24 protein-coding genes and 1 pseudogene are annotated in these 25914 nt (G+C 41.0%); 20 read left to right on the forward strand and 5 right to left on the reverse strand.

Annotation, left to right across the window (positions count from 1 at the left end):
* Positions 1–15: 15 nt before the first annotated feature.
* From KSW37_RS02975 to KSW37_RS02995, 5 genes are all read right to left on the reverse strand, one after another.
* Positions 16–924 (reverse strand): toprim domain-containing protein, encoded by a 909-nt coding sequence (locus KSW37_RS02975; RefSeq protein WP_118066281.1) that lies wholly within the window; start codon positions 922–924, stop codon positions 16–18.
* 188 nt (positions 925–1112) lie between these two features.
* Positions 1113–2225: an AAA family ATPase gene (locus KSW37_RS02980; RefSeq protein ID WP_437182886.1), complete on the reverse strand. Its 1113-nt coding sequence runs from the start codon at positions 2223–2225 to the stop codon at positions 1113–1115.
* 2 nt (positions 2226–2227) lie between these two features.
* Positions 2228–2692, reverse strand: coding sequence for a helix-turn-helix domain-containing protein (locus KSW37_RS02985; protein ID WP_022328234.1), 465 nt, complete (start codon positions 2690–2692; stop codon positions 2228–2230).
* 157 nt (positions 2693–2849) lie between these two features.
* Complete coding sequence (locus tag KSW37_RS02990) at positions 2850–3596, reverse strand: hypothetical protein (RefSeq protein ID WP_217313260.1); 747 nt, start codon at positions 3594–3596, stop codon at positions 2850–2852.
* A 126-nt stretch (positions 3597–3722) separates the two neighbouring features.
* Positions 3723–5936: a site-specific integrase gene (locus KSW37_RS02995; RefSeq protein ID WP_022328232.1), complete on the reverse strand. Its 2214-nt coding sequence runs from the start codon at positions 5934–5936 to the stop codon at positions 3723–3725.
* Positions 5937–6332: 396 nt separating this feature from the next.
* Here KSW37_RS02995 and KSW37_RS03015 point away from each other — a divergent pair, with 396 nt between their 5' ends.
* The 20 genes and pseudogenes from KSW37_RS03015 to KSW37_RS03115 all read left to right on the forward strand — a co-directional run.
* Positions 6333–7022 carry a UpxY family transcription antiterminator gene (locus tag KSW37_RS03015; RefSeq protein ID WP_119228889.1) on the forward strand — a complete coding sequence of 230 codons (690 nt, stop codon included), beginning with the start codon at positions 6333–6335 and terminating at the stop codon, positions 7020–7022.
* 23 nt (positions 7023–7045) lie between these two features.
* Positions 7046–7426 carry a hypothetical protein gene (locus tag KSW37_RS03020; protein ID WP_151201992.1) on the forward strand — a complete coding sequence of 127 codons (381 nt, stop codon included), beginning with the start codon at positions 7046–7048 and terminating at the stop codon, positions 7424–7426.
* Positions 7420–8067 carry an FHA domain-containing protein gene (locus KSW37_RS03025; RefSeq protein WP_217313261.1) on the forward strand — a complete coding sequence of 216 codons (648 nt, stop codon included), beginning with the start codon at positions 7420–7422 and terminating at the stop codon, positions 8065–8067. The genes KSW37_RS03020 and KSW37_RS03025 overlap by 7 nt, the downstream gene beginning before the upstream one ends.
* A gap of 14 nt (positions 8068–8081) precedes the next feature.
* Positions 8082–8840, forward strand: coding sequence for a caspase family protein (locus KSW37_RS03030; protein ID WP_118064960.1), 759 nt, complete (start codon positions 8082–8084; stop codon positions 8838–8840).
* A gap of 8 nt (positions 8841–8848) precedes the next feature.
* Positions 8849–9421, forward strand: coding sequence for a hypothetical protein (locus tag KSW37_RS03035; RefSeq protein ID WP_151201991.1), 573 nt, complete (start codon positions 8849–8851; stop codon positions 9419–9421).
* A gap of 3 nt (positions 9422–9424) precedes the next feature.
* On the forward strand, positions 9425–10936 hold the full coding sequence (locus tag KSW37_RS03040) for a serine/threonine protein kinase (RefSeq protein WP_217313262.1): 1512 nt from the start codon (positions 9425–9427) through the stop codon (positions 10934–10936).
* Between the two features lie 28 nt (positions 10937–10964).
* Positions 10965–12125: a formylglycine-generating enzyme family protein gene (locus KSW37_RS03045; protein WP_254368533.1), complete on the forward strand. Its 1161-nt coding sequence runs from the start codon at positions 10965–10967 to the stop codon at positions 12123–12125.
* A gap of 63 nt (positions 12126–12188) precedes the next feature.
* Positions 12189–12407 carry a hypothetical protein gene (locus KSW37_RS03050; RefSeq protein WP_118064954.1) on the forward strand — a complete coding sequence of 73 codons (219 nt, stop codon included), beginning with the start codon at positions 12189–12191 and terminating at the stop codon, positions 12405–12407.
* Positions 12408–12454: 47 nt separating this feature from the next.
* Positions 12455–12907, forward strand: coding sequence for a hypothetical protein (locus KSW37_RS03055; protein ID WP_119228882.1), 453 nt, complete (start codon positions 12455–12457; stop codon positions 12905–12907).
* 486 nt (positions 12908–13393) lie between these two features.
* Positions 13394–14569 (forward strand): annotated as a pseudogene (locus KSW37_RS03065) (SUMF1/EgtB/PvdO family nonheme iron enzyme).
* A 174-nt stretch (positions 14570–14743) separates the two neighbouring features.
* Complete coding sequence (locus tag KSW37_RS03070; protein WP_254368534.1) at positions 14744–16189, forward strand: formylglycine-generating enzyme family protein; 1446 nt, start codon at positions 14744–14746, stop codon at positions 16187–16189.
* Positions 16190–16211: 22 nt separating this feature from the next.
* Positions 16212–17177 (forward strand): hypothetical protein, encoded by a 966-nt coding sequence (locus KSW37_RS03075; protein WP_151201990.1) that lies wholly within the window; start codon positions 16212–16214, stop codon positions 17175–17177.
* 37 nt (positions 17178–17214) lie between these two features.
* Entirely contained in the window at positions 17215–18330 is a 1116-nt protein-coding gene (locus KSW37_RS03080) for a formylglycine-generating enzyme family protein (RefSeq protein WP_334644687.1), read from the forward strand.
* Positions 18331–18464: 134 nt separating this feature from the next.
* Positions 18465–19565 carry a formylglycine-generating enzyme family protein gene (locus KSW37_RS03085; protein WP_254368535.1) on the forward strand — a complete coding sequence of 367 codons (1101 nt, stop codon included), beginning with the start codon at positions 18465–18467 and terminating at the stop codon, positions 19563–19565.
* A 61-nt stretch (positions 19566–19626) separates the two neighbouring features.
* On the forward strand, positions 19627–20601 hold the full coding sequence (locus tag KSW37_RS03090) for a PP2C family protein-serine/threonine phosphatase (protein ID WP_119228878.1): 975 nt from the start codon (positions 19627–19629) through the stop codon (positions 20599–20601).
* A 98-nt stretch (positions 20602–20699) separates the two neighbouring features.
* Positions 20700–21494, forward strand: coding sequence for a hypothetical protein (locus KSW37_RS03095; protein WP_119228877.1), 795 nt, complete (start codon positions 20700–20702; stop codon positions 21492–21494).
* 37 nt (positions 21495–21531) lie between these two features.
* A complete protein-coding gene (locus tag KSW37_RS03100) occupies positions 21532–23136 on the forward strand; it encodes an SEL1-like repeat protein (protein ID WP_217313263.1) in 1605 nt (534 codons plus the stop codon).
* A gap of 61 nt (positions 23137–23197) precedes the next feature.
* Complete coding sequence (locus KSW37_RS03105) at positions 23198–24307, forward strand: hypothetical protein (protein ID WP_151201989.1); 1110 nt, start codon at positions 23198–23200, stop codon at positions 24305–24307.
* Positions 24308–24310: 3 nt separating this feature from the next.
* Entirely contained in the window at positions 24311–24991 is a 681-nt protein-coding gene (locus KSW37_RS03110; RefSeq protein ID WP_119228874.1) for a hypothetical protein, read from the forward strand.
* A gap of 5 nt (positions 24992–24996) precedes the next feature.
* Positions 24997–25914, forward strand: a 918-nt coding sequence (locus KSW37_RS03115) for a hypothetical protein (RefSeq protein ID WP_217313264.1), incomplete at its 3' end; no start/stop codon positions are given.

Below are 25914 nucleotides of genomic sequence, written 5' to 3' on the forward strand. Positions count from 1 at the left end.
TAGAAAATTATCGTATTATACATCCTCTTTATGCGGAATAATGGATTTTCTGCCGATAAGATAATCATTGACATCCTTGTATTCTGCATATCTTATGGATTCGTTGATTGCCCTGTTTTGATAACAGTCCATGATTGTATGGGCAGCCACCGTTCCTGCTTGGTCATTATCAAGATAACAATGGATAGCAGTGTAACACGCCAATCGTTCCATGCATTTCCCAAGGCTACTGATGGAGTTCAGTACAATATAATCACATGGCTCTTGTATGCAAATCACATTGTCGCCTCGCTTTTCCAAAGTCTTGTACGAAAGAAAGTCCATAAACCCCTCGAAGATGCAGCATCTGTCCTGCACTCCAACTTGCTGTGAATGTATCAAGGATATGTCTTTCTCGCCCAAACAACCTTTATAATATGGGTTACGCAGCTCATAACCATCCCTGTTATTTGGAAAGGCTATACCAAAATACCGCTTGCCCTTAAACGTGTACCAGATCTCCTTGCAATAGCGTTTACCTATGTCCGCATCCACATGGCGTGAACGCAGATACGACATAAGCACAGGGTAGGACAATTCTTGGATATGTACCTTGTCCATCTTGTCTGTCTCTACTTGTGTCGGTATGGGAGGTTTTGCCTTTGTGGACTTTGGGTTGTTCATGTCTGCTGCTATATGCTGCAATGCAGCACCCACATCATCCGTATTGTAGAGAAGTTGGGCAAGAGCAATGATGTTGCCACCCTTGCCAAGAGCAAAGTCATACCATTGGTTTCGGCTGAAGTTCACCTTGAACGATGGCTTTGTCTCCGCATGTAATGGCGACAGATAATAAGAGGTGGACTTGCTGCATCGTTTGGGCTGATGTCCCAATGCGCTCAGATAGTCCGTGAGTTTGATTTCCTTTGCTTGTTGTATGTTCATCTTTCTTTTTTTTGTTCATTCGTGCGCTTATTATATATACACCAGAGTGAATGAACGGTTTTGTGAAGTCATTTCGTCGTATATCTATGTAGTTATATATGATGCCACTTCACAAAATCCGTCCGTTCTACTATTATATATACACCGAGGTGAATGAAGTAGTTTTTGAAGTGATTTTCGCTTCATCCTCACTTCTTCACCTCCTGCCCTTCAAGCAGCGGAAGCGAAGGATAATTCTTCATTCTGCAATACTCGTTGTTGCCGCATTTCACCACCAGTTTGCTCTTCAATAGGAAGGTCAGCAACTTTGACATCACTGTTCTACCTCTGGCAAAACCAATAGTTGTATATCCTTTCGTCAATGCGTTTATCACATTCTCATAACCTGACACCACTTTCTTGCCGAAAGCCATTTCAAGTGCCTTGTCATGCTGCTCATCGGTAATGTCGGCTATCGTCATCTTCGGCTGTTTGGCTGTGGTAGAGTCAACCACATAGTCCTTGGAAATCTCTGGAAGTCCCTCCTTGTTTATTTGGAACGCAAAGGGCGCAAAGTCCTTGTCTCGGATGTTGAGCGGTTTCACTTCACTCACATTCGCCATCGAATTGCTCTTACTTATCACCAGTACCGTCTCTGCCTTGTTGCTGAGTTCCGTGCCAATGTGACCTCTTACATTGTCATCACCCTTATTCAGGTGCAAGACGCAATGGATGTGCAGGTCATAGCGGCTTGACCACTGCATCAGTTTGTTGATGATATGGACGGACTCGCTCGGATTGTTGATGTCGAGCATCAAGTCCCTTATGCCGTCAATGATGACCAAGCCAAAGCCCTTTTGCGTCTGCAAGGCATATTCTATCAGTCGCAGTCTGAGGTTGGGACTGTACTCTCGCAGTCCGAAGAACACAAGGTTCTCACTGTTCATGTTGTCGGGCAATCCTGCAAGCCGGAGGATGCGCTGCATCACGCTGTGACAGTGGAAACGGCTCTGCTCCGTATCAACGTAGAGTATCTTACGCTTGTCATCGGGTAGTTTTGCCGTATATTGCAGCACCTTTCCGTTAGCAAGCGAGGCAGCAACCAAAGCGGACACGTTGAACGTCTTTCGGCTCTTCGCCTTGCCTGTGGAGGCACTGAAGTTGCCAAGCGTGGCTATGGTCGAGTTGTCCACCCATATTATCTGTGGCGGTGTCTGGTAGGTCTCATCCGCATGGATAAGCGATGCCTTCAGCAACTTTTCCAACAAATCAGCATTGTCCGCTGCGCCTTCAAAGAGGCTCATGTCGTTCATGTCTTCCATCGTCATCTGCTCTTCAAGGGTTTGTTCATCACATAGCGTATGGCATCCTGCTCATACACGTCTTTTGTTTTCACAGGGTGCTTCTTGATCCATTCCACCAGTTCTTCCTTGCTGAAATAGATGGTCTTGCCGTTTGGCTTGTAATGGGGAATGGCAAAGGTACGTGTCAGTTTGTAAAGCTGACTCTTTGAAGCGTCAAGGAATACGCTTGCCTCGTCAAGGGTGAGCACGTCTTTTCCTGCAAAGAGCCATTTCTCCAAGCACTTGATGCGGTTCAGCACATCCTCCACTGGTCCAAGCAGCTTGAATGCTTCTTCCATCTGTTGAATGCGCTCGGCAAGTCTCATTGGTGTCATGTCTGCCAGTTCTTGTTCTGTCAACTCGTGTTTATCCACGTCTATCGTTGGCGGTAGTATCGCACCATCCTTTGGCGGATTGTTTGCCTGATTTGTTGTCTGTCCAATCATTGTCGTAATTTTATTTATCGTTACACATAACGAGGTCGCCCTCCATAACCAGGTTTCTGATTACGGAGGGCAAAGGTAAGGGCATTTCTGCCCAATCGGATGGAAGGGCGCTTGACTGTCAACCGACTATCAAGCCAACTGTCAAGGTTTTCATCTGTCAGATGGTGTCCTTGCTATCATTTTTACCGCATTCTGCTATTTCTTGCACTTTCTTGCGGATAGCCTCATAGATACTGGCGTTGGTACTTTTGGCATCACTGGTTGCTGAGGACAGCTTGGTTGTTGTAAGTGGCTTGTCTGTTGATGAAGACAGAATGAGTTTATGCTTGGCAATGACCGATTGCCATTGCTTGCAAATCAAGTTCTTGCTGCAGAGCATGTCAAAGAAGAATGCCACACGTCTGTTACTTCTCGCCTTTAGCTGCTTGCAAACTTGGCACGAGAAGAGTTTTCGCATATCCTCTTCCGACACATCGGCTGAGAACAAATGAACCTCATTGGCATGGCGCGCAATGAGGTTCAACTGAGTAGAATCAAAGTAACATTGAAAGTCCTGTTTCGGTTTGGTTTCTTGTGCTGTTTGTAATATTGACGGTGGTTTACCATGGAGATACTGACCATTTGGAGGCGGCTCCGTGGTGTTGAACTTGTGATGAAGAGCCTTGTAGTCATGATACTCGAAATCCACTTTGGTAAAGAATATGACTACCAAATCCTCACGTTCTTCAAGAAACTCCTCCATGATGTAGAAGTTCTTCTTGTGCTCGTTCTTTCCTGCCGCATACTGGCAGTCCGTATAGAAATGGCTGTTGAGAAAGTCCTTTTTGTAGCGGTGATACAGTTTACCGCATCCTATGACTTCCGTCTGATAGCACTCATGGGCTTCCTTGAAGAACAGCCACAATTTGTTGGTACCACAAATGCCACCTACACCGTTAGCGAAGGTGCATTCATTGCATTGGGGTAAAAAGAGAGAACGAGGAGTCTTCTCGTCCTTGGTTGTTTGATGTATTATTATGTTCCATTTTTATTATTCGAACGCACTGTCCAACAGAGAAACAGCCTCGTCCTTTTTCTTGTTGATGATTTTTGCGTAAATTTGTGTCGTGCGCACCTCCGTATGACCGAGAAGTTTGCTTGTAGTGTATAGGTCTGCGCCCATGGTCAGCTCCATCGTGGCGAACGTGTGCCTTGAGACATGGTAGGTTACATGCTTGCTGATACCTGCCGCACGGCTCCATTCCGGGATGCAGTCGTAGTTCTTGCTTGGCAGTGTTGGAAACACATTGTCCTCGTCACTTGCAGATCCACGCTCAGGCATCCAACGAAGGGCTTGCTTGTTGAGAGGAAGATAGAGAGGCTGCTTGGTCTTGTACTGCAATATCTCAACTCGTGTCTTGTCACCCTCGGTGATGATGTTCTTCCACTTCAAACTCTTCACGTCACTGATACGGAGTCCGCAGAAGCATGAAAACAGAAACGCCGCCTTGATATCCTCACGCTTGCAAGGGGTGTCAATCAGTCTCTTCACCTCGTCAACGGTCAGGTACTCTCGCTTGGTGCCGCCACCTTTCAGAACATCCATGCGAAGACGCAATACGGGATTGTCGTCCATTATCTCTTCCTCAATAGCCATGTTGAAGGCTGCTTTGAGGCATTTGAGATAGTTCATCACCGTGGACTTGGACGGATGGGTGTGCTTGTAGGTGATATAGTCGTTCAACAAGAACACCATGAAACCATTGCAGTATTCCTTGGTCATCTCTGCGAGTGTCACATTTGGCGAGTGTTCTCTCACTGCATTCAGCACGCTGTTCACCCAGTTTCGGGCAGATTGTCTTCCTCGCTCCACTTGTGCGTCACGGAATATCTCCAACCAATCCACAAGTCGCATTTTGATTCTTGACTTGTCTTTGAGCCCTGCGATACCGTTAGTGATGCTCATGATGCGTTGTGCCTTGATAGCATAGACTGCTTGCATTGTCTGCTTGTTCTGCTCCCTGGCAGCTGCGTCAACCTCTGGTATGAGATAAAGGCGCAGATAATCATAGGTACGGCGACCGTTGACATTGATGGATAGATAGACCGACTTGTTGCCGTTGGCAAGTTCCTTGAAGCGGATTCTCACAGGCTCCTTGGTCTTGGAATTTCTCTTGCGCTCAGTCTCTGCAACGGCAATCTCTGTCTTCACCTTCTTAGTGGCAAGATACTCCTTGTATTTGTCCACGTTGGCATCTGGATCTTCTCCATGCGGCTTGTAGCCTCTTCTGCCGACACGCTTCTCAAAGGTTCCGTCCTTCAATGCCTTCATGCGTTCCTTGGCCTTTTTCTCAGCTTCTTTCCAGATTTCCTTGTGTTTATCCTCGCTGTCATCCTTACGAAGGTAAAGACCAACTGACTCATAGGCACGTTGTCCCTTACCATAATATATATCAAGGAAGAGGGAACGGTCTCCATTGCGCATCTTGCGACTACGGACTATCACAGAACTGGTGTATTCCTCAACTTTCTCCACTTGGTTCAGCTCGTCAGAAGGATCCGTGAAAGTCTCTCCATTGACAACCTCTCGCATCTTGCGTTCTTTCAGACGCTCTGCGGTTTCCATGACCAAGGCATTATTCTGCTTGTCAGCCTCGGTAATCTCTGGGTTGATATAGAGCTTCAGAAACTCGTACTTGCGCTCACCATTATAATATATGTCGAAGTAGAGCGACTTACTGCCGTTGGCAAGGTCCTTGAAACGAAGAGTGACAGCTTCACGCTTGTTGGGTCTGCCTCTATGTTTTTTGATTGTTCCATCTATGGCTCTGTCCTCACCGTCATCGTCAATAAACTTCCATTGGTGTCCTTCTCTGCCAGAAACGGCTCCAACGACTTCGTTTACCTCACTTTCCTTTCCCTTGACACTTTTGCCAGTTTTATCACTGCCGACTTTTTTCTTCTTACTTAAACGTGCGGTCTTCTTGCTTGAAGTTGTTGTAGAAGCAGGATGCTCCAAGGAAGCCTTCACTGTTTCCAACTTTCCCGACAGGATTTCTTGCACTCGTTGGTTCTTGATAGCTTCTGCCTTCTGCAAGGTCTCGGCATTGACAGCCTTAGCCTTGTCATCGTCCTCGGGAAGCAGATAAAGCTTCAAGAACTCATACGACCTCTTTCCACTTTTGTAAGTGTCGAGATAAATCGACTTTGTGCCATTCGCCAAATCCTTGTAGCGTATGCGCACAGGTTCATTGTTACTTCTCATGTTACTTTGTTTTTTATTCTACTTATTGTCATTTTGCGAGATTTGTTACTCACGGTGCAAAGATACGAAAAATAATTGGATTTGTTACCCAAAACAAGAACCAATTACGAACCATTAACTATGATAAATTATAAAATCAAATGGCAAAGTAACAAACAAATAACAAAATACATACTTTATTAAATACTTGCTATATGCTGTATATATTGGTATTTACGCGCGATTTCTTATCATTTTGATTGTTGCATGAGATTTGAAGTTGTATTAGCGTTGTTCGTTTCGACAGACAGGGCAATGCGAAGGCCTTAATAGCGTGGGACGGGCAGCAGACTGGCTCCGCGCTCTTTTTGTGTCCGTTCGTTTTTGAGGATTTTTCTAAGAAACTAGGAAAATACCATGTCAACATTGATTAATGTGGCACCCGATGGAGGTAGAAAAGTATCTCCCCACGTCGGACTTACCTCCGATGTCCCCCTCAATAATACACAAAATGAGGTGTCGGTAAGATATGCTCCAAACCCAATGAAGAAATGGTACGTGTTGCGAGCCACTTACCATCGTGAGAAGAAAGCCTACGATTATATTCTGAGCAAACGAAATAGCCCCGACGGTAATAGAATAGATGCCGAATGCTATCTCCCTTTGCGGCACGTTGCGAAGATTGTCAAAGGAAAGCGACGATTCAAGATAGAGCCTTTCCTGCCTAATTTCCTCTTTGTGTATGCCACTCTAGAAACAATCTCCCAAATACTCAATAACGACGATTTGAATTTTCTCAATCCTTATTATGATCATTTCAAGCAAGATGAGGCGGGCAAGAATCCACCTCTCACCATCCCCTATGCTGCCATGATGAATTTCATCAAGGTAACGAGTGTGGATATAGATAAGGTGAAGGTGGTGAGCGAAGACCAGTGCCACTTCAAGAGTGGCGACTTGGTGAAGGTGACTGGCGGCGAGTTTAAGGGGGTGGTCGGTAGGGTGGCTAGGCTCGGCGGACAGCAGAGGGTAGTTGTCGAGGTGAAAGGCGTTTGTTTGGTGAGTACGGCGTATGTGCCGACAGGGTTGCTGGAAAAGATAAAATAGTAATATATAATAATGTGTAGCTTATGAAAAAGATTTGTCTCAACAATCGAGACGAAATGATCATGCTATTTGTTGATAACATAGCATATATTATGGCTGATGGCAATTACACCAAGATATGCTACATTGGTGGTATGACAACCGTTCTGTCGTTTGGCATTTCTAAGGTGGAAACTTTGGTATCGGCTTCGTATGCAGATGGAGAAGTCAGTCCTTTTGTGAGATTAGGAAGAAGTGTAATCATCAATCAGTGGTTTCTCTACGACATAAATGTTTTGAAACAGCACCTTGTTTTGTCTGATTGCATGAAGAATACCATAACGCTCAAACTTCCAAAGCCTTTGTTGAAGAAATACAAGGATTTGGTCAGCAAGAGCACCATAAAGAAGAATGAATTATGCTAGAAGTTATTATTGGAAAAGAGGGAACCCAGAGGTTTGCCATCAATGGTTCGAGGGTAAGTAGGCAACATGCCAAGATTACTGTTACGGATAGTGGACAGTGGATTTTGGAAGACCTCAACTCCACGAATGGCACATACATCATCAATGAGAATGATGAACTAGTCCAGATAAAGAGGGTGAACATTACCGAGTTTACTCGTATCGTTCTTGCCGACCAAACAAGCATGGGATTCACTTTCTATGCCCATCATGTCTTGGAGGAAGACCCTAAGAATTATCAACAGGAGTTTCGGTATGTTCTTGAAATTCATGACAAGGCAATCAGGGAGAAAACGGAGATAGATGCCAAATTGCAGAAAAAGAACATGATGAAGTTCTTGCCAGGATTTATCTCGGCGATGATTGGACTGATGCTCACCTTGCTGTTGCCGTTGCATCAGAAGGTATATGGAGTGGCGGTGACAGCCGTGTTTACCACTATACTACAGGCTTTCATCAACATATATATAGGTAAAGACTCGAAATTGAAGAATTTCAATAGCAAATATTCGGGTAAGTTGATTTGCCCTTGTTGTGCGAAGCCTCTTTCGGAAATCGAATTCAAGAACCAAATGTGTAGCCGTTGCAAGGCTCACGCTTAAAACATATAAACATCATGAAAAGATTAGTCCTAACATGCTTGTCTGCTTTTTTGCTGACAACAACTGCGCTTGCACAGAAAACATACGCCATCATTACTGGTGTGTCTAATTATGAAGGAACGGCTAACGACCTCACCCAGTCTACCAAGGATGCCAAGAGTCTGGCTTCGTTATATAAGTCGAAGGGAGCGACTGTAGTTCTGCTAACCTCTCAGAATGCTACTCGTGCCAATGTCATCGCTGCCATCAGAAAGGTAAGAAATATAGCAACCTCCAATGATAGGATTGTATTTTCCTATAGTGGGCATGGTATGGAGAACATCATTTGTACTTATGCATCCACTTCTTCGCAGATGCTCTCGTATAATGAGCTGTTCCGAGAGTTAGACCAGTGCCCAGCCAAGGATATCGTATGTTATATTGATGCTTGCTACTCTGGAACTGCTGCTAACAATATGCATTCCAAGAATTTTGTCAGTGCCAATGAAAAGGCATGGGAAAACATTATGAAGAGCAATCCTCGGTATATCGTATATCTATCCTCTCGTTCTAGCGAAACTTCTTCAGAGAGTCCTTTGGTTGGTTCGGGATTGATGACCAATGGTATTATGAAGGGCTTGCGTGGGAAGGCGGATAGCGATGGCGACAAGAACATTACCGCCATCGAACTTTTCAAGTATATTCATAAAGATGTACAGCTGCATAACAAGAGACAGCATCCTCAATTGGTGACATCAAAGGCACTATATAATAATGTGTTAATGAGTTGGTAAAAATAGCGATGGAAGAAAATAAGAAACCAGTCATTGCGACAAAATGCCCCAAATGTGGACGAGTGGTGAAGTTTTATTCGCCAGGACAGGGAGGCTTGGTCAAGGTAAAGTGTCCTCATCTAGAATGTGGACAAACGTTTGGCGTGAAAATCACCGAGAAGCAAATTCGAATGGGTATGGATGGAAACTCGGAAAAGTCATCCCATCCTGCAACAGACCCTATTATTCCTACCAATGGAACTCCTTCGGGTGTGGTAGCCAGGCTCTTGCAGAAAAAGAGGCACTTCTACAACAAAGACAAATATTATGGTTTGCAGTTGGGATCCAATACGATAGGCATGTATGACTCGTCTTCTCCTTCTGATATTATGATAGAGGGAGATAGGACTATTAGCCATCGCTCTGTAACGATTCTTGTCGAGGCAGTGGGACATTCCTACAAATACCTCCTGACCGTTAATCGCTCCAAGAATCCTGTTTATCTTTCAGGAAAGATGATACCTGTAGGTACGTCGGTTTACATCCAGTTGGACCAAGAATTCATATTAGGTAAAACTCACTTTTGTCTTACAAATAAATAAGTTATGATAGAGAACGCATTAGCAATAGGCTCCGTTCTGAAAGGAGCAACGACATATACGATAGATAAACAACTACATCAGGGTGGTTTTGGCATCACTTACCTAGCCAAGGCGCAGATTATGGTAGGTAACATTTCTCAGGTTGCGACATTTACCATCAAGGAATTCTTCATGGGCAAGATTTGTTCTAGGGATGCCAATGGGAACGTACGGGTGGCACAAGAGAACCAACAGCTATTCAAGCAGGCGAAGCAAGATTTTCGAGAAGAGGCAGAGATACTTCATGCCTTGAAACATGCCAATATTGTGCCAGTGAACGAGGTCTTTGAACAGAACAACACGGTTTATTATGTGATGGCATATCTTGGCAAAGTATCGCTTTATCAATATGTTTCCGAACAAGGTGGTTGTTTGTCTGAGAGCCAAGCTCGGGGAATCGTCGGCGCTATATCGGGTGCGCTCTCTTATCTCCATAACCATCATATCTTGCACTTGGACATCAAACCAGATAACATCATGATGGTGGGTGAGGGTGCATCGGTAAAGCCGATGTTGATAGATTTCGGTCAGGCTGTGTATTTCGAGAATGGAAAGCCAAAGAGAAACAAAGGGATTGGTGGATATTCCAAAGGCTATTCACCTATGGAACTGAAGCAACCTGTTTCTGAGTTCCACCCTTCGTTGGATATTTACTCGCTAGCCGCCACCTTATTATATATGATAACAGGCAAGGAACCGAATGATGCCTCGGAGCAGAGCGTTCATAAGATATATCGAGCTTTGCCAGAAAGCATCTCGCAGAATACGATGGATGCTATTATTTGTGGAATGCAAAAGGATAGCCTTTGTCTTCCGCAAACCATCCAAGACTTTCAGAATATCTTGCAGCAAGGTAAATCACAGACGGGCTCTGGTGCCGATATGACTGCTGGTGAACCTATCGTTACAGACCCTGTTATTCCTAGCTCTTCCAGTTCGCTGCCTATCGGAAAGGTTGCAGCTCTTGTCATCGGACTCTTGTTGGTGGGTAGCATCGGTTGGTATGCTAAGAACCATTTCGGTGATAAGGGCAAGTCTTCGGAGGTAGCTCAGCAAGATGTAAAGACGGATTCTGTATCCCAAGATACAGTACGCATCGCTAAGTTTACGGCTAAGGAAAATGTTGAATCTCCAAAAAGGGATAATTCGCAAGTTGAAAAGCAATCTGCCAAGACCTCTAATAAGGTGGATAAACATGAAGATGTTGATGGAGGTCCAGCATCAGTAAAGCCAGCAAAGAAAGAAACGGCAAAGTCTGGAACGGTAAATCTAGGTTATGCTACATGGACAGGTGGTATTCTCAATGGCAAGCCACATGGCAATGGTAGAATGACATTCCGTAGTTCCCATGCGGTGGCAGGTTGCTCTACGGTTCCTCAAGCTGGTGATTATATTGACGGCTACTGCGAGAATGGTGTTTTGCAAAATGGCGCTCTTTTTCAAGATGGAGTAAAGGTGGAGTCGTTTGTAAGATAATGAATGTAATGTTTGGTATAAACAGAAAATGAAGAGACGATTTCTGTTTTTTATGTTGTTGGTGCTTGAAGCCTTTTCTGTATCGGCTCAAAAGCTAATTTCTGAGTTTGAGTTGGCTTCCTCTGATTTGACGGCACAACTTCAACCTCGCAAGGATACGAATGACAAAAACTGTGCCTTGGTCAAAGTGCAGTTTGTCGGTGAAGTCTTGGATGTGGAAGGCAATGTGGTTTCGCCATTGGATAAGCACAATAATGAAGTGTGGGTTTACATGCCTCAGAATTCACGACAGATAAAAGTGATAACCAAGAATTTTCTGCCTATCATGGTTACTTTTGCAGATTTTGGCGTGGAGAAGTTGGAGGGTAATAGGACTTATGTGTTGGTGCTGAATCAGAATGGTAATATGGTACAACCTACTGAACCTATAGCTCAAACAACAGTGCAACAAAGGCCAACTTCTGCTAGTAGCTCCAGTAAAATTTCTGGTAATACGATAACGATTCCTGTAAAGGACGGTATTAGTATTGAAATGGTGAAAGTTGAGGCAGGAACGTTTATGATGGGGGCTACTTCTAAGGTGGGAGAGGATGGAAACAAAGAAAAACCAGTTCATAAAGTAACATTGACAAGAAACTACTATATTGGAAAATATGAGGTAACTCAAGCCCTGTGGCAAGTGATAATGGGTACGAACCCTTCCAAAAATAAAGGTGTTAAATATCCTGTGGGAATGGTAAGTTGGAATGATTGCCAAAAATTTATATCTAAACTTAATGAGATTACAAACTGCCAGTTTCGTCTTCCTACAGAAGCGGAGTGGGAATATGCTGCTATTGGCGGAAAAAATAGTAAGGATTATATGTATAGTGGTAGTAGTAAATTTGATGATGTAGGTTGGAAAGATGGGAAAGTTCATGAAGTAGGAATGAAACGACCGAATGAATTAGGGCTTTATGATATGTCAGGCAATGTATATGAATGGTGTGAAGATTGGTACGGAGATTATTCTAGTTCTGCGTCAGTAGATCCAAAAGGTCCTGTAGATGGAGCAAGACGAGTTTTGCGAGGTGGCAGTTGGCGGTGGTTTTTAGCAGGCAGTCAATTTTGCAGTGTGAAAAGTCGTAATGCAACGGGGGCTATTGTTAAGTCTGATGATATTGGCTTTCGTTTGGTTCTCACAGAATAATAGGGAGAATTAGAATTCAAGATGTTTGAAAATATAATTAATAAGAGACTTTTTTAAGCAAAGATGAGACATAATTATAAATTTCTGCCTGTTTCTAGAAAAAGAATTAAAGCATTGACTCTGCATCAGTTTAGAAATAACGACTTTGGCCATGCTTTGGAAAAAGTGCGTTATAGTCGGGAAAAACTACAAAGTCGTGGTGATGAAGATGAAAGTGGTAAAGTCCCAATGGATTCTTTGAAAGATAATGTAAAATGTAAAGGGGTTATTATTGTTCCTTAGAGTTCTTGCCAATTGTAACGATAAGGGGTAGGGGGTGCAATATGCAAATGATAAATAATATTCAAGATATTCGGAAAAAATATAACGAACGTATGAAAAATGCGGTCTTGTTTTCTGACAGAATATCGACTTATATTAGATATTTGGCAATTACAGGGTTAGGACTGATTTGGCTATTGGTTGAAAAAGGTGAGTATAAGTTGGATGAGTTGTTGCATAATCATTATGCACAAGTCATAATAATATCTTGCTTGTTGGTTATACTTTTAGAACTTACTCATTTGATTCTGAATGTTATTGTGAATCTATTGTATGCAAGTTACAGGCTTAAAAAGCCATTATCATATGTGGCCAGTCCTAAAAGAACTGAATATGTTGCAACAGATTTTCCGAAAGCGATAATAAAAGTAGAATGGGGACTTTGGTTCGCAAAGATACTTTGCTTAATTGTGGCTTTGATTTTCTTTGTATTTTGTTTGTTAGTAAAAATGTTTAGTTAAAGAATGAAGTATATTACTTTTAAAGTAGGGAAAATAAGGAAAGTATTTGCTCTCTTTATACTATTACTATTCTCCATTTCTGTTTATTCTCAGGAATTGCATGTAAAATCCTTTGGTATTGCAGAAAGTGACCTCTCTGCTCAAACTCAACCTCGTAAGGATTTGAATGATAAGAATTGCGCATTGGTGAAAGTACAGTTTGTAGGTGGTATCTCGGAAATAGAAGGTAATGTTATTACCCCTTTGATAAAACATGGCAATGAAACTTGGGTGTATATGCCACAAGGTTCGAGACAAATGAAAGTGCTTACTCAAAGTTTTCTTCCTGTAATGGTGACTTTCGTTGACTATGGAATCGAAAAATTGGAGAGCAATCGAACGTATGTTTTGATATTGACAAAACCAATGTCGATTATTGAACAAAAGAAGCAAGCCCTTATCATCAAGTATTCTCCATCTTCCGCAACTGTGCTTGTTGACAATAAGATGGTTAGGGGAACTAATGGTGTTGCCAAGGTTGTCTTGCCAGTAGGTCAGCATTCTTATATTGTGGCTAGTGATGGTTATGAATCAGAGGAGGGAACTGTAAAGTTGAAAGCAGCAGCACCGAGCAACCTTCAAATTACATTGTCAAAAGAAACAAATACTATCTCGACTTCTACAAACGATGTAGCGACGCAGCATATTGTTCGTAATCAAATTGTAAAATTCTCTGGTAAGGTTGTTGATATAAATGGACAACCTGTAATTGGTGCCGTTGTTGAGGAAACAGGGACGAAAAATATTTCTGTAACAGATATAGATGGGAACTTTATAATCAAGGCAAAATCCTCTTCTATAACAGTAACTGTGACATTTTTAGGTTGCGTTCCTAAGCAAGTAAAGCTTACAGAAGGAACAAAAGAAGAAATAACTTTGATAGAAGAAACGTACAAGAAACAACCATCATCGTCTGCTAGTTCTATTACAATTCCAGTTAAAGACGGCATTAGCATAGAGATGGTTAAAGTAGAGGGTGGTACATTTATGATGGGAGCAACCCCAGAAATGAAGAATTCATGGACAGAAGAAAGACCTATACATCAAGTGACTTTAACTAATGACTATTATATTGGTAAATATGAAGTAACGCAATCATTGTGGTGTGCATTAATGGACAACAATCCTTCTTATTTTAAAGGAGATAATCTTCCTGTGGAACAAGTTAGTTGGGATGATTGTTAAAAGTTTATAAATAAATTAAACGACATAACTGGCAGAAAGTTCCGTTTGCCAACAGAGGCAGAATGGGAGTATGCAGCTCGTGGTGGCAAGAAGAGTCGTGGCTATCAATATAGTGGAAGTAATAAAATTTCAGATGTGGCTTGGTATTCAAGTAATAGTGAACATAAAACCCAGCCTGTGGGACTCAAACTTGCGAATGAACTTGGACTTTATGATATGTCTGGTAATGTAGATGAATGGTGCTTTGACAGATTTGGCTTTTATTCTGCTTTAAGCCAAACAAATCCGTTAGGTGCGGATGATGGCATCTGTCGTGTATATCGAGGTGGTAGTTGGGAGCAAACTGCAGGATTTTGTCGTTCTTCTGATCGTAGTAATTATGGAACTTCAAAAAATCGTATTTATAACCTTGGCTTTCGATTGGCTTTATCTGAATAATAGTTTATGGACTGTTCTATGCAGAAAAATCAACGATTTTACAGAGGATGCTAAGCCACAGATACGTTATGGTCTTTTGTTTTCCCAAAAAGAAATGTATTAAGGTTCTGAGGATTTCTTTGTGCCGCCATTTTATAATAAATAAGAATTGCAGAATTTAAATGTTAGTATAAAATGAGAAAACTTATAACAATTTTAATGTTGCTCTTAATTGTGTGTAGAATGGAAGGGCAAGAATTAGCAGTTAAGTCTTTTGCCTTTGTTCAATCTGATTTGTCAGCTCAAACTCAACCGCGCAAGGACTTGAATAATAAAAATTGTGCGTTAGTAAAAGTTGGTATAGGTTTGCAAGGGGTGCAATTTGAAGGCAATGTTGTAGGAAAGGTTGTAAATAAGATAGGAGAGTACTGGGTATATATGCCACGAGGTAGCCGAATGTTGAAAGTGAAGCATCCCAATTATTCTCCGATTATGGTAACCTTTCCTAATTACGGTGTCGAGAAATTGGAGAGTAACAGGACTTACCAATTAACAATGAATGCTTCTAATACCAGGCAAAACACTCAACGGCAAACGTTGACTATCAGATATACTCCAACATCTGCAATGGTACTCATTGATAGTAAACTGGTAAAAGGCTCAAAGGGAATGGTAAAAGCGACATTGCCTGTTGGACAGCATTCTTATATGGTTATTTGTGATGGTTATGAGTCGGAGGAAGGAATGGTAAAGTTAAAGTCCTCCTCTCCTAGTAACCTTCAAATCGCCTTATTCAAAGAAACGCAATTCTCTGATGTTGCCGAAAGTACTGTCGTTTCAGAATTCCAGCAAGCATCTTTGCCGATAACAAAATTAAGTGACAGTATTGCATCCATATCGAATGTTGCTAAGCCTAAAACTAATGTGGAGGTTGCCAGTAACACTATTTCAATACAAGTAAAAAGTAATGTTTTTATAGAGATGGTGAAAGTTGAAAAGGGTACATTTTTGATGGGGGCTAAGGATGGTGATGAAATGGCTTTTGATAGTGAACGTCCTGTTCATCAAGTTACTTTAACCGATGATTACTACATAGGAAAGTATGAGGTGACACAATCTTTGTGGGAAATAGTAATGGGTAAGAATCCTTCTCGTTTGAAAAGGACAAATTTTCCTGTGAATAATGTGAGTTGGGATGATTGCCAAAAGTTTATAAAAAAAATAAATAAAATGACAGGAAAGGAGTTTCGACTGCCAACTGAAGCCGAATGGGAATTTGCGGCTCGTGGAGGAATTAAGTCTAAAGGATACCAATATAGTGGTGGTAATGATATTTCAGATGTTGGATGGAATTCTCATAACAGTGGATTGTATGCTCATGGTGTGGGAACAAGGCGACCTAATGAGTTGGGAATTTATGATATGTCTGGGAATGTATTTGAATATTGTCAAGATTGGAAAAGAAATTATTCTGCTTCGCCAGAAATAAATCCTGTAGGGCTTGAAAAAGGAAAATTGAAAGTAGTACGAGGAGGAAGTTGGGGAGTTGATGGCTTCTCTTGCCGTCCTTCTTGTCGATATTTTTATTGTCCTTCTGTTCATACCATAGATTTAGGACTTCGTTTGGCCCTTTCAGAATAAGTGTTTTATTAACTTGATGTATATGAGAACTAAAGTTTTAATTATCAGTGTCTTGATTCAAATGTTTAGCTCATTGCTAACATTTGCGCAAGTAAAGTTTAGATTTAGTGATGGCATTTATGACCAAGCACTAAAAAAACAAGTAGAAAACAATGTTTCAGCATTGTTGACGGAGATAAATCGTGCTGACAGTAGCAATAGAACGCTGAATTTGGCTAAAATAAAAATGAGTAAAGAAGCCTCAGAACGATTATCTATGCTTTGGCGATATATGCCATTCTGTTGTGAGTGGGAAAACAATGTTCAGTCTTGTGTTCAAGACTTTACTGGATATGAAATTCGTCAGATACCTATTGTGTTGAAACCTTTGGACAATACATACAAAGGTGAATCACACAAGGAACTAACCATTAGTTTTAATAAGCAAGGGATTATTACTGGTGTTAGGACTTCCATTGACAATAATTCTTATCTCGCTCTTTTATCAGGTGGAAAAGCCAACTTGGATATGCGGATGAGAAGAGAAATATTGAAGTATCTAGAGGATTGTAGAAGCTACTATACAGAAAAGGATATAAATGCAATAGCAAAAATGTTAGGATTTTGTTCGTTTGATGTCAAGAAGTCGCTTGCCGAAAACTGTGAAACTCCAGTAAGGGTGTCTTTGAAAAAGAATGAATGCTCGGTAAAAGATAAGCAGGAATATTTGAGTAACCTAAATAAATACTTTCAACAAGATGGGTGTATAGTAGCCAAAATTTCAGATATAGAGTTAATGCGTCATGCATGGAATCCATATTTTTATGGCGTTAACTTTAGATTACAGTTGTCTCGTGGTGATGGAGAGCTGCAAAGTGCAACTGGTGGCTACTATTTCCTTTTGTGGGATTTTACAGAGGAAGCTAATCCAAAGATACATTTTTGTCTTTTGTTTTCTAAAAAAGATGAGATTTTGTCTCCAGAGGATTTCTTCATTCCTCATAATTAACATCGAATAATTGTAGAAAGTATAAAATTTTAGTGCTGTGAAGACAATAATCGTAACTATTGCTTTGTTTTTGTTTCAAACAATGTTGGCTTGTGCTCAAAAAATATCGGTTAGTTCTTTTGAGGTGTCACAAGGTGACATCTTAGCGAGAGCTTCTGCCACGTGTCGCTACGATACTAATGACAAGTATTGTGCGTTGATAAAGGTGGGTGTTGCTCTTGATGGTGTTGAATTTGAGTGTAGTGGTGGGGTGATAGATGTTGTGAGAAAGACTGGTGAGTATTGGGTCTATCTACCTCAGAACAACTCGAAGCTCCGTGTCTTGCACAATGATTACACCCCACTGGAAATCAATTTCTATGATTATGGAATAGGTAGGGTGGAAAGTGGTGTGACCTATGTACTTACGTTGGAAAAGTCTGTGGGGCAACTCCACGCTAGTATTTCTTCTAATACCTTGGTTATCCCAGTGAAAAATGGTGTAAATGTTGAAATGGTAAGAGTCGAGGGGGGAACATTTGCAATGGGAGCAACTCCAGAAATGTTAGAGCCGTATGATAATGAAAGACCAGCTCATCAAGTTACCTTGACAAAAAACTATTATATAGGAAAGTATGAGGTAACTCAACATTTGTGGGAATCTGTAATGGGTAATAATCCTTCGGTCTTTAAAGGAAAGACCCTGCCAGTTGAATCGGTAACATGGAAGGATTGTCATGAATTTATTAAAAAACTTAACCTTGTTACAGGACGAGTTTTCCGTCTTCCAACAGAAGCAGAATGGGAATATGCGGCTCGTGGCGGAAATAAAGGAAAAGGTTATCAATATAGTGGAAGTGATATTCTGTCTGATGTAGCATGGTGGGGTGCAAATAGTAAACAACCACATCCTGTAGGAACAAAACTTCCGAATGAATTAGGAATCTATGATATGAGTGGCAATGTTTGGGAATGGGTTGAAGATGGAAAAGGAGAGTATCAAAGTACGGCTCAGTCTGACCCTATAATGATAAACCCTAGAACTTTTTCAAAAATGTATAGGGGAGGAGGCTTTCCTAATAATGAACGAAATTGTCGTTCGTCTGTTCGTATTGGAGATCCATTTACTGCTCATGCTAGTAGCTTAGGTTTCAGATTAGCTTTATCAGAGTAGTATGATAGCTAGTATTGTGTGAGTTGCAATGCAAAAAGAGTGGTGTATGGATTTATTTTATCTACCGATTTTGGGCTTGCGACTTGCTCTTTCTGAATGAAAATATGATGTTTAAAATTTAATAGTGAAATAATATGAAACGATTTTTTACTTTCTGTTTCTTGGTATGTTTGGTTAGCTTGGGATATTCTCAGGAGTTGTTGGTGAAGTCTTTTAAACTTTCTGAAGGCGACTTGTCAGCTAGGACTCCTCCTTCTGCTATTAGGCTTGACAATAATGACAAAATTTGTGCGTTAGTGAAAGTGGGCTTGGCTCTTGATGGCGTTGAGTTTGAATGTAGTGGCGGTGTAAAAGATGTAGTAAAAAAGACAGGTGAATATTGGGTCTATATGCCTAAAGGCAATTCTATGCTTCGTATTCTTCATCAGGATTATGTTCCTCTGATGATAAACTTTTATGATTATGGAGTAGGAAAATTAAAAAGTGGGGCTACCTATATCCTGTCTTTATCTCGCTCAATAGATAACGATGATAAAAATAAAACTCTTATAGTACCAGTAAAGAACGGTTTCAACATAGAATTGGTAAAGGTGGAGTCTGGTTCATTCGTTATGGGAGCAACATCTGAAATTCAAAATCCTTATAGTTGGGAAAAGCCTGCTCATAAAGTGATTTTGACGAAGGACTATTATATTGGTAAGTATGAGGTGACGCAAAGCTTGTGGCAGTTAGTAATGGAAAATAATCCATCTTCAATTAAAGGAGAAGATTTGCCTGTAGGTAATGTTAGTTGGAATGATTGCCAATTATTTATAGCTAAGTTGAATGAAATGACAGGGAAGAAATTTAGGTTGCCAACAGAAGCGGAATGGGAGTATGCTGCAAGAGGGGAAAATAAGAGTAGAGGAACTCAGTATAGTGGTAGCAGTTTGTATTCTGATGTTGCATGGTATGAAGGTAATTCTAACAATAGACCACATCCTGTAGGTACCAAGAAATCAAACGAACTTGGTATTTATGATATGAATGGTAATGTTTGGGAATTGTGTCAAGATTGGTGGGGAAATTATATAGAATCATCTCAAAAAGACCCTGTCGGTCCGAATTCTGGACCAACTCGAATTGCTCGTGGTGGAAGTTATATCGCTGGGGCAATAACTGTTGCGGCAAGAGCAGGATATTCTCCTAATATTCGTGATATGAATCTAGGCTTCCGTTTGGCTCTTTCGGAATAAATATGAAAAGGTTTTGTTTTCGTATGGTATTTTGGCTAAAATAAGCACATAAACACTAATAATGGGATTTTTCTACGGAGTTTTTGAAGTTCTCCGTAGAAAATGGACATTTTTGATTTTCTTTTCGTATTTTGCAACCTATGGTTTTGCTTTATTGGAAGGAGAAACAATTATGATAATTTCGATAACTCAGCCCTGTTCATTCTCCCAGCTTGGCAATCGAAAGAGCCAAGAGGATTGCTTATGTCCTGTAGATGCCAACAAGCAAACTTCGTATTTCGTCGTTTGTGATGGTGTGGGGGGAAGAGACCATGGGGAGGTGGCAAGCAAACTTGTTTGTCAATCAATAGAAGAGAATCTGGCTAATGAAAGTTGTTCGGAACTGAAGGCAGAAGATATATTGCAGCTCGTAGAACATGCCTACCACACCTTATATAATAATAGAGCGATATGCCCAACCATGGCTACAACTCTTGCCTTTATGGCGAAAACAAGCGAGGGTATGTTATTGGCGCACCTAGGCGACAGTCGTGTTTATCAGATACGTAAGGAGGAAGGGATTATATTCCAAACCAAAGACCATTCGTTGGTAAATGATTTGATAGAGGAAGGGGTAATAACTCCTGCTGAGGCTATCGACCATCCAAAAAGAAATGTCATAACAAAATGTCTTTTTGTAACGAATAATCCCGCAGATTATCAAACTCCATCTATCACTTTGATACGTAACATACAACCTCATGATGTTTTTATGCTTTGTACAGATGGTGTTTATACCAAAGTGAAGGATAAAGATATTGCAGAAATTCTAACTTTGGATGCTCCTTTGGATGAAAAAGCAAAAGAACTAGCTATGATATGTAGGGATAGTGATGATAATAATACGGCATATCTTATAGAGATAGATAAAGTGGATGGGGTGAATGAACGACTAGAGAACATATCTTATATTGTTCCTAAATCTAACAGAAAAACTAAACTTTATCGTATTTGGGACTTCGTCAGAGAAACTTTAGGTTTCGTCAAAGAACCTTAGTGGTTGGAGTAACATGGCTGAAAAAACTTGATAGTACCGCTAAAAACAAGTATCTTTGCATCAGAAAATAAGTATAAATCATTTAAAAACAAACAATTATGGATACTCAGGTTATTAATAAGAATGCAAAGAATGGAAATGCTAAGGAAACTTTCAAGAAAGGTGCAGCCTTGGCTGGTGCAGCAGGTTTAGGTGCAGGTGCGGTGGTGTCGGCTGATATTGTAAGAGGCGATGAAGAGTTTGCCATCGTGGAACCTATTAGTCCTATGGACGAGGAGGTTATCGGTCAGAATACTGAGGAGGTTGTGACTGCGGAAGAAAATAAAGACTCGGAAACGCAGAATGCCACTGTAACCCCAACGGAGAATGAGTCTCATGTTACAGAGCCTCAGCCGCAGGTGTCTGATAATGCGACACAACCACAAGGAAATTCTACTACCCATGTGCAGCCAGCTACAGAGAATACCGTTCATGCTGGCGAGATAGATACAAATGATATTCCGGACGTAGACCCTCGTTTGGTAGCACAAGATATTACGAATGATGTTATTATGGTGGACCCAACCGATAATGACATGGGAAATCTTGACATTGCAGCAGTTGGTACTGTGGAAACGGTTGATGGGCAAGTCTTGTCAGCCGCACAATTCACTGGTGATAATGGAGAAACTCTTTATGCCGTGGATGTGGATGGTGACAATACCTATGATGTCGTTACCGATGAATCGGGTAATGTTCTAGCAGATGTGCCTTCTACCCTGACTGTAAGCGATTCGGAAAGTATTGTTAGTGTCAATAATGGTGAGACTGGTTATCTGGCACAGAATGAGCATGATAATGTTTCGGATAGCGACTTGGATAACCCAATGGACGATGTCGTTGACCTTGGATAAAAAGTTATTTTGGTAATATTCAGTAAAATTCATAGTTATGAGAAATAAACATATATTATTTGTCCTGTCAATGGCTTTTTGTTTGGTTCTTCCTGTTTCCGCACAGAAGAAAACGGCAAAAGTAAAGAAGGCAAAGACTTCGGTCAATGTGGATTCTCTTGAGGTTAGAAAACTGATAGATGAGGCAAAGAAAGGAGATGCAGAGTCGCAAAACACATTGGGAACCTATTACTATACAGGTAAAAAGGTAAAGCAAAACTACGATGTAGCTTTGAAATGGTTTAGTATGGCTGGTAAGCAGAAGCATGTCAAGGCGATTGCCAATATGGGACTTTGTTATCAGTTGGGACATGGTGTCAAGAAAGATTCTGTCATGGCGGTGAAACTCTACAAGGAGTCTGTCAAGGCTGGAAATTCAGAACTCGTCAAACAGCGTGAGGAGAACCTAGCAAAGTCTCACTCCGCTTTTGATATGCATCTATTGGCTGATTTGTACGAGAATGGTTGTGGTAATACCGTCAAGAAGAATCCAGAATTGGCGTTAAAGTATTATAAGATGGCAGCAGACTACAATTCTCTTGATGCAATCGTCAAGGTGGCTACTACCTACGACCATGCCAAGAAGTATGCCGAGGCTTTGCCTTATTTCCAAAAGGCTGCTGACTTGAACAATGGATTTGCAGCTTATAAATTGGGCGATTATCTATGCAATGGTAAGGGAACCAAGGTTGATAAAGCTAAGGCTGTTGGCTATCTTGACAAGGCTGCGAAGCAAAATATACCGAGTGCAATGATGTTGTTGGGCGACCTTTTATACAAAGGTGATGGCGTTCAGCAAGATTATTCAAAGGCTATGAGTCTTTACAAGCAAGCTGCGGTGAAAAACAATCCTGTGGCTCTGTGGAATATTGGCATCATGTATAAGAAAGGATTGGGAGTAAAACAAAACTATCTCATAGCCTTGCAATGGTTAGCGAATGCTTCTGCTAAAGGCATGAAGGCGAACTTCATGAAGCAACTGGCTGATGATAATGTGGAAATCAATAATGGTTGGAAAGGAACGGATTTCTATACTTTTATACACGCTATGGCTTGTATGGAAGCAACTACTCCTGATTATGCCACGGCTGTAAAGGAACTGACAGCGCTTGAAAAGAAAAATATACCAGTGGCTTCGGCTCTTTTGGGTCTCTGCTATGCAGACAAAGAATGGAAAAAGGCTAACGAAAAGAAGATGTTGGCATATTATGAGAAAGGTGTAAGCCTTGGTGAACCATACGCTTGTTTCCTCCTAGCTCAATTACATCTTTCTGGCAGTAAAACGGTCAAGGTAGATAAAAACAAGGTGGTGACATATCTTGAAAAGGCTGCCGATGGAGATTATGCTCCAGCGATGTGTGAGCTTGGTGATTTGTATTTCACAGGAAAGCTTGTGAATAAAAATATCACGAAAGCCATCGCTTGCTATAATAAAGCGTTGGTCAATGGCTATCTCTCTAAGACGGCTGCAGCCAATCTTGCTTCTTGTTATCAACAAGGACTAGGCGGTTTGCCGAAAAATGCGGAAATCGCCAAGGAAATAATGAAACGAGGACAGGAAGGCAATTCGTGGACTGGGCTTCTTCGTGAATTTACATTCTGATAATCCTATATGATAGCAGGTGCCAATGGGCATCTGCTATCGCTAAAAACAATAGCATAACATGAAAAGAATTCTATCATTAATAATATCCTTGATGTTCGTCGCTCTTGCTGCTGAGGCTCAGAATAACCTCTCTTTCAAAACGGAAGAATTGAAAAAGGTGGCTGCTGAGTTAAAGCTAGAGGGTCTCGATACACTCAAGATAGGGTATACTTTCATACAGAAGAACAATCATCAACTGGTAGTTAGAAAAGCCGAAAATGGTATGGTGGAACATATTGGCATACAACTATTCCCTGAGGCTTATCGGCAGCAAGCGAATGGTGCCGTGCTTGATTTCTTGGAGAATGGACTGCTATGTAATACCTATAAGTTGACAAAGAATCAATTAAAGTATATGGATGCCAAATTCGTCAAGGGAAACTGGAGCCTGATGCTGTCTCTTCCAAAATCGGTATCTTGCTCTGTAGCAATGGTCAATAACAAAGCGTACCAAATTATATGGAAAGATGGTAAAAACGAGAAAATTAATATTCTTCTTCCGATTAAGTATGATTTCTTGATGAATGCTCCACGTAAGGAATTGGAAGCCAACTTTGTGAGAGACTTAAAGGCTTATAAGTTGAAGCATAGCCCTGCTGATTGTAATGTGGATGTTGCGAGGCTGAATATTGTGAAGGATGGTACGGATACTCTGTACACTTTGCCAGGAAAACATTATGGCTTGGAAACGATAACCAACACTACATTCTTTAAGTTGAAAGATAGCGTGGATTATATTCCTGTTGTAGATGCAAAGTTCCCAGTTCAAACAGTAGCCAATACGTTGTTGTTGGATTGCGATGCCATTCCAGCGGCAAAGATTTCACTTACCGTAATAGGTAGTGATAAGAAAAAAACAACAGTTGTAGTGCCAGTCAGACAGTTGGTTGCTTTTGCAAGGAGTATGGGATGCGTGCCATATTTTGGCTATGAAGAAACTAAGAACGGCAAGTTGCAAGGTGGCTTGTTCCTATATAATAAGGAACTTGGCTATGACCATGTGTTGAGTTTGTCGTGTGATGTGAAAGATATTGCAACAAGCAAATTTTTGTTCACATCGTATGCGTATCTATATACACCAACAACCAATGTGAAGAATCTCTATAATGACATCAAATCAAGAAAATAAAAAATGAAACGAATTTTAGGTTACTTAGTCCTTTGGGCTTTTCCTTTATTTTGTTTTGGGCAGGATGGCATAGATGCTATCAATGACATCAAACTTTCAGGCAAGTATTTCACGGCAGAGGCAACTGCCTCTACTGAAGATGATGCCAAGAAATTGGCTTTGATGGGACTGATGGAGAGACTTTCTGCCTATTGTGAGGAAATGGAAATCGCGGAAATCGGAGAGGATAGGGTTCGGGAAGCCTTATTGTCTAAAAATGTTAAGCGTGGTGAGTCGGCTCTTGTCATGGTGTATGTAGCAAAAGACATTGTCAATAAAAGTACCATGAAGTTTACTCCAAATAGTTCAAGTGAAATTACAGCTTCTGTTTCTCATACGTCTGGTAGCTCTGCTTTGCCAAATATCATCAAGCAAATAAATGAAATAGACACTTATGCCAGTATGCAATACTTATTGGAAAAGGCAATGGACAACGGATTGGTTGAAGATTGGGGAAAACTTCGCACGATGTCTGATCCCAATGCTTGCTATCTGATAATGTTGAATATCGACCGTCAAATTGTTGGTGTGCTTTCTCCAATGCAGAATGGAGCGAGGATCAATGTTAAAACAGGAGCGGTGATGGATACGGAAAGTATGAATAAGTTTACTAATTGTATACCAATAGGTATACTGCTAAAATGAGATATATGAAGAAGTTAATTTTGATATTATGTACTGCGTTTGCTTGTGCTCAATTTGCTTTGGCACAGGTGACGTTCCGATTTTCTGATGGAATCTATAACCAAACGCTAAAATCGCAAGTTGAGAGAAATGTGTCTGCTTTGTTGACGGAGATTAACAGAGCTGAGCGAAATAGGGTAGGGCTCTTGAACTTAGGAGGAGTAAGAATAGATGATAATGCGGCAAATGGATTGAGAAGTCTTTGGAAGAACATCCATTTCCGTTGTGAATGGAATAATAATGTTCAGTCGTGTATCCAAGACTTTACAGGGTATGAAGTCCGTCAGATACCTGTCGAGATGAAACCTTTGGACAATACTTACAAAGGTGAATTGCATAAAGAACTGACTATCAGTTTTAACAAGCAAGGGGTTATTACAGGCGTAAGAACAGCTATAGACAATAACTCTTATCTTGCACTTTTATCAGGTGGAAAAGCTAACTTGGATATGCGAATGAGAAGGGAAATCTTGAAGTTCGTGGAAGATTTCAGAAGCTATTATGTTGAGAAGAATATAGCGGCTTTGGATGAAATCTTCAGTGATGATGCGCTTATTATCACAGGTCGTGTTATTAAAACTATGGGTAAAAGTCAAGCTGATGGTGTTTCCCAACAAGTAAAGGAGAAAGTGGTTTATAGCAAGCAAAACAAGCAGCAATACATCAACAATCTCAGGGCCTTATTTCAGAGCAATGAATACATCAATGTGGATTTCTCGGACATAGAGCTGATGCGACATGGCTCTAATCCTAATTTCTATGGAGTGAAGTTGCGGCAAAAATGGGCTAGCCAACGATATAGCGGTCGCCAGTACTCAGATGATGGCTATCCTGACTTTGACTATGCGTCACCCATCTTGGATTTTTCTATTTTTCGGGGGCAG

The sequence above is a fragment of the Segatella copri genome (assembly GCF_019127135.1).
GTDB lineage: Bacteria > Bacteroidota > Bacteroidia > Bacteroidales > Bacteroidaceae > Prevotella.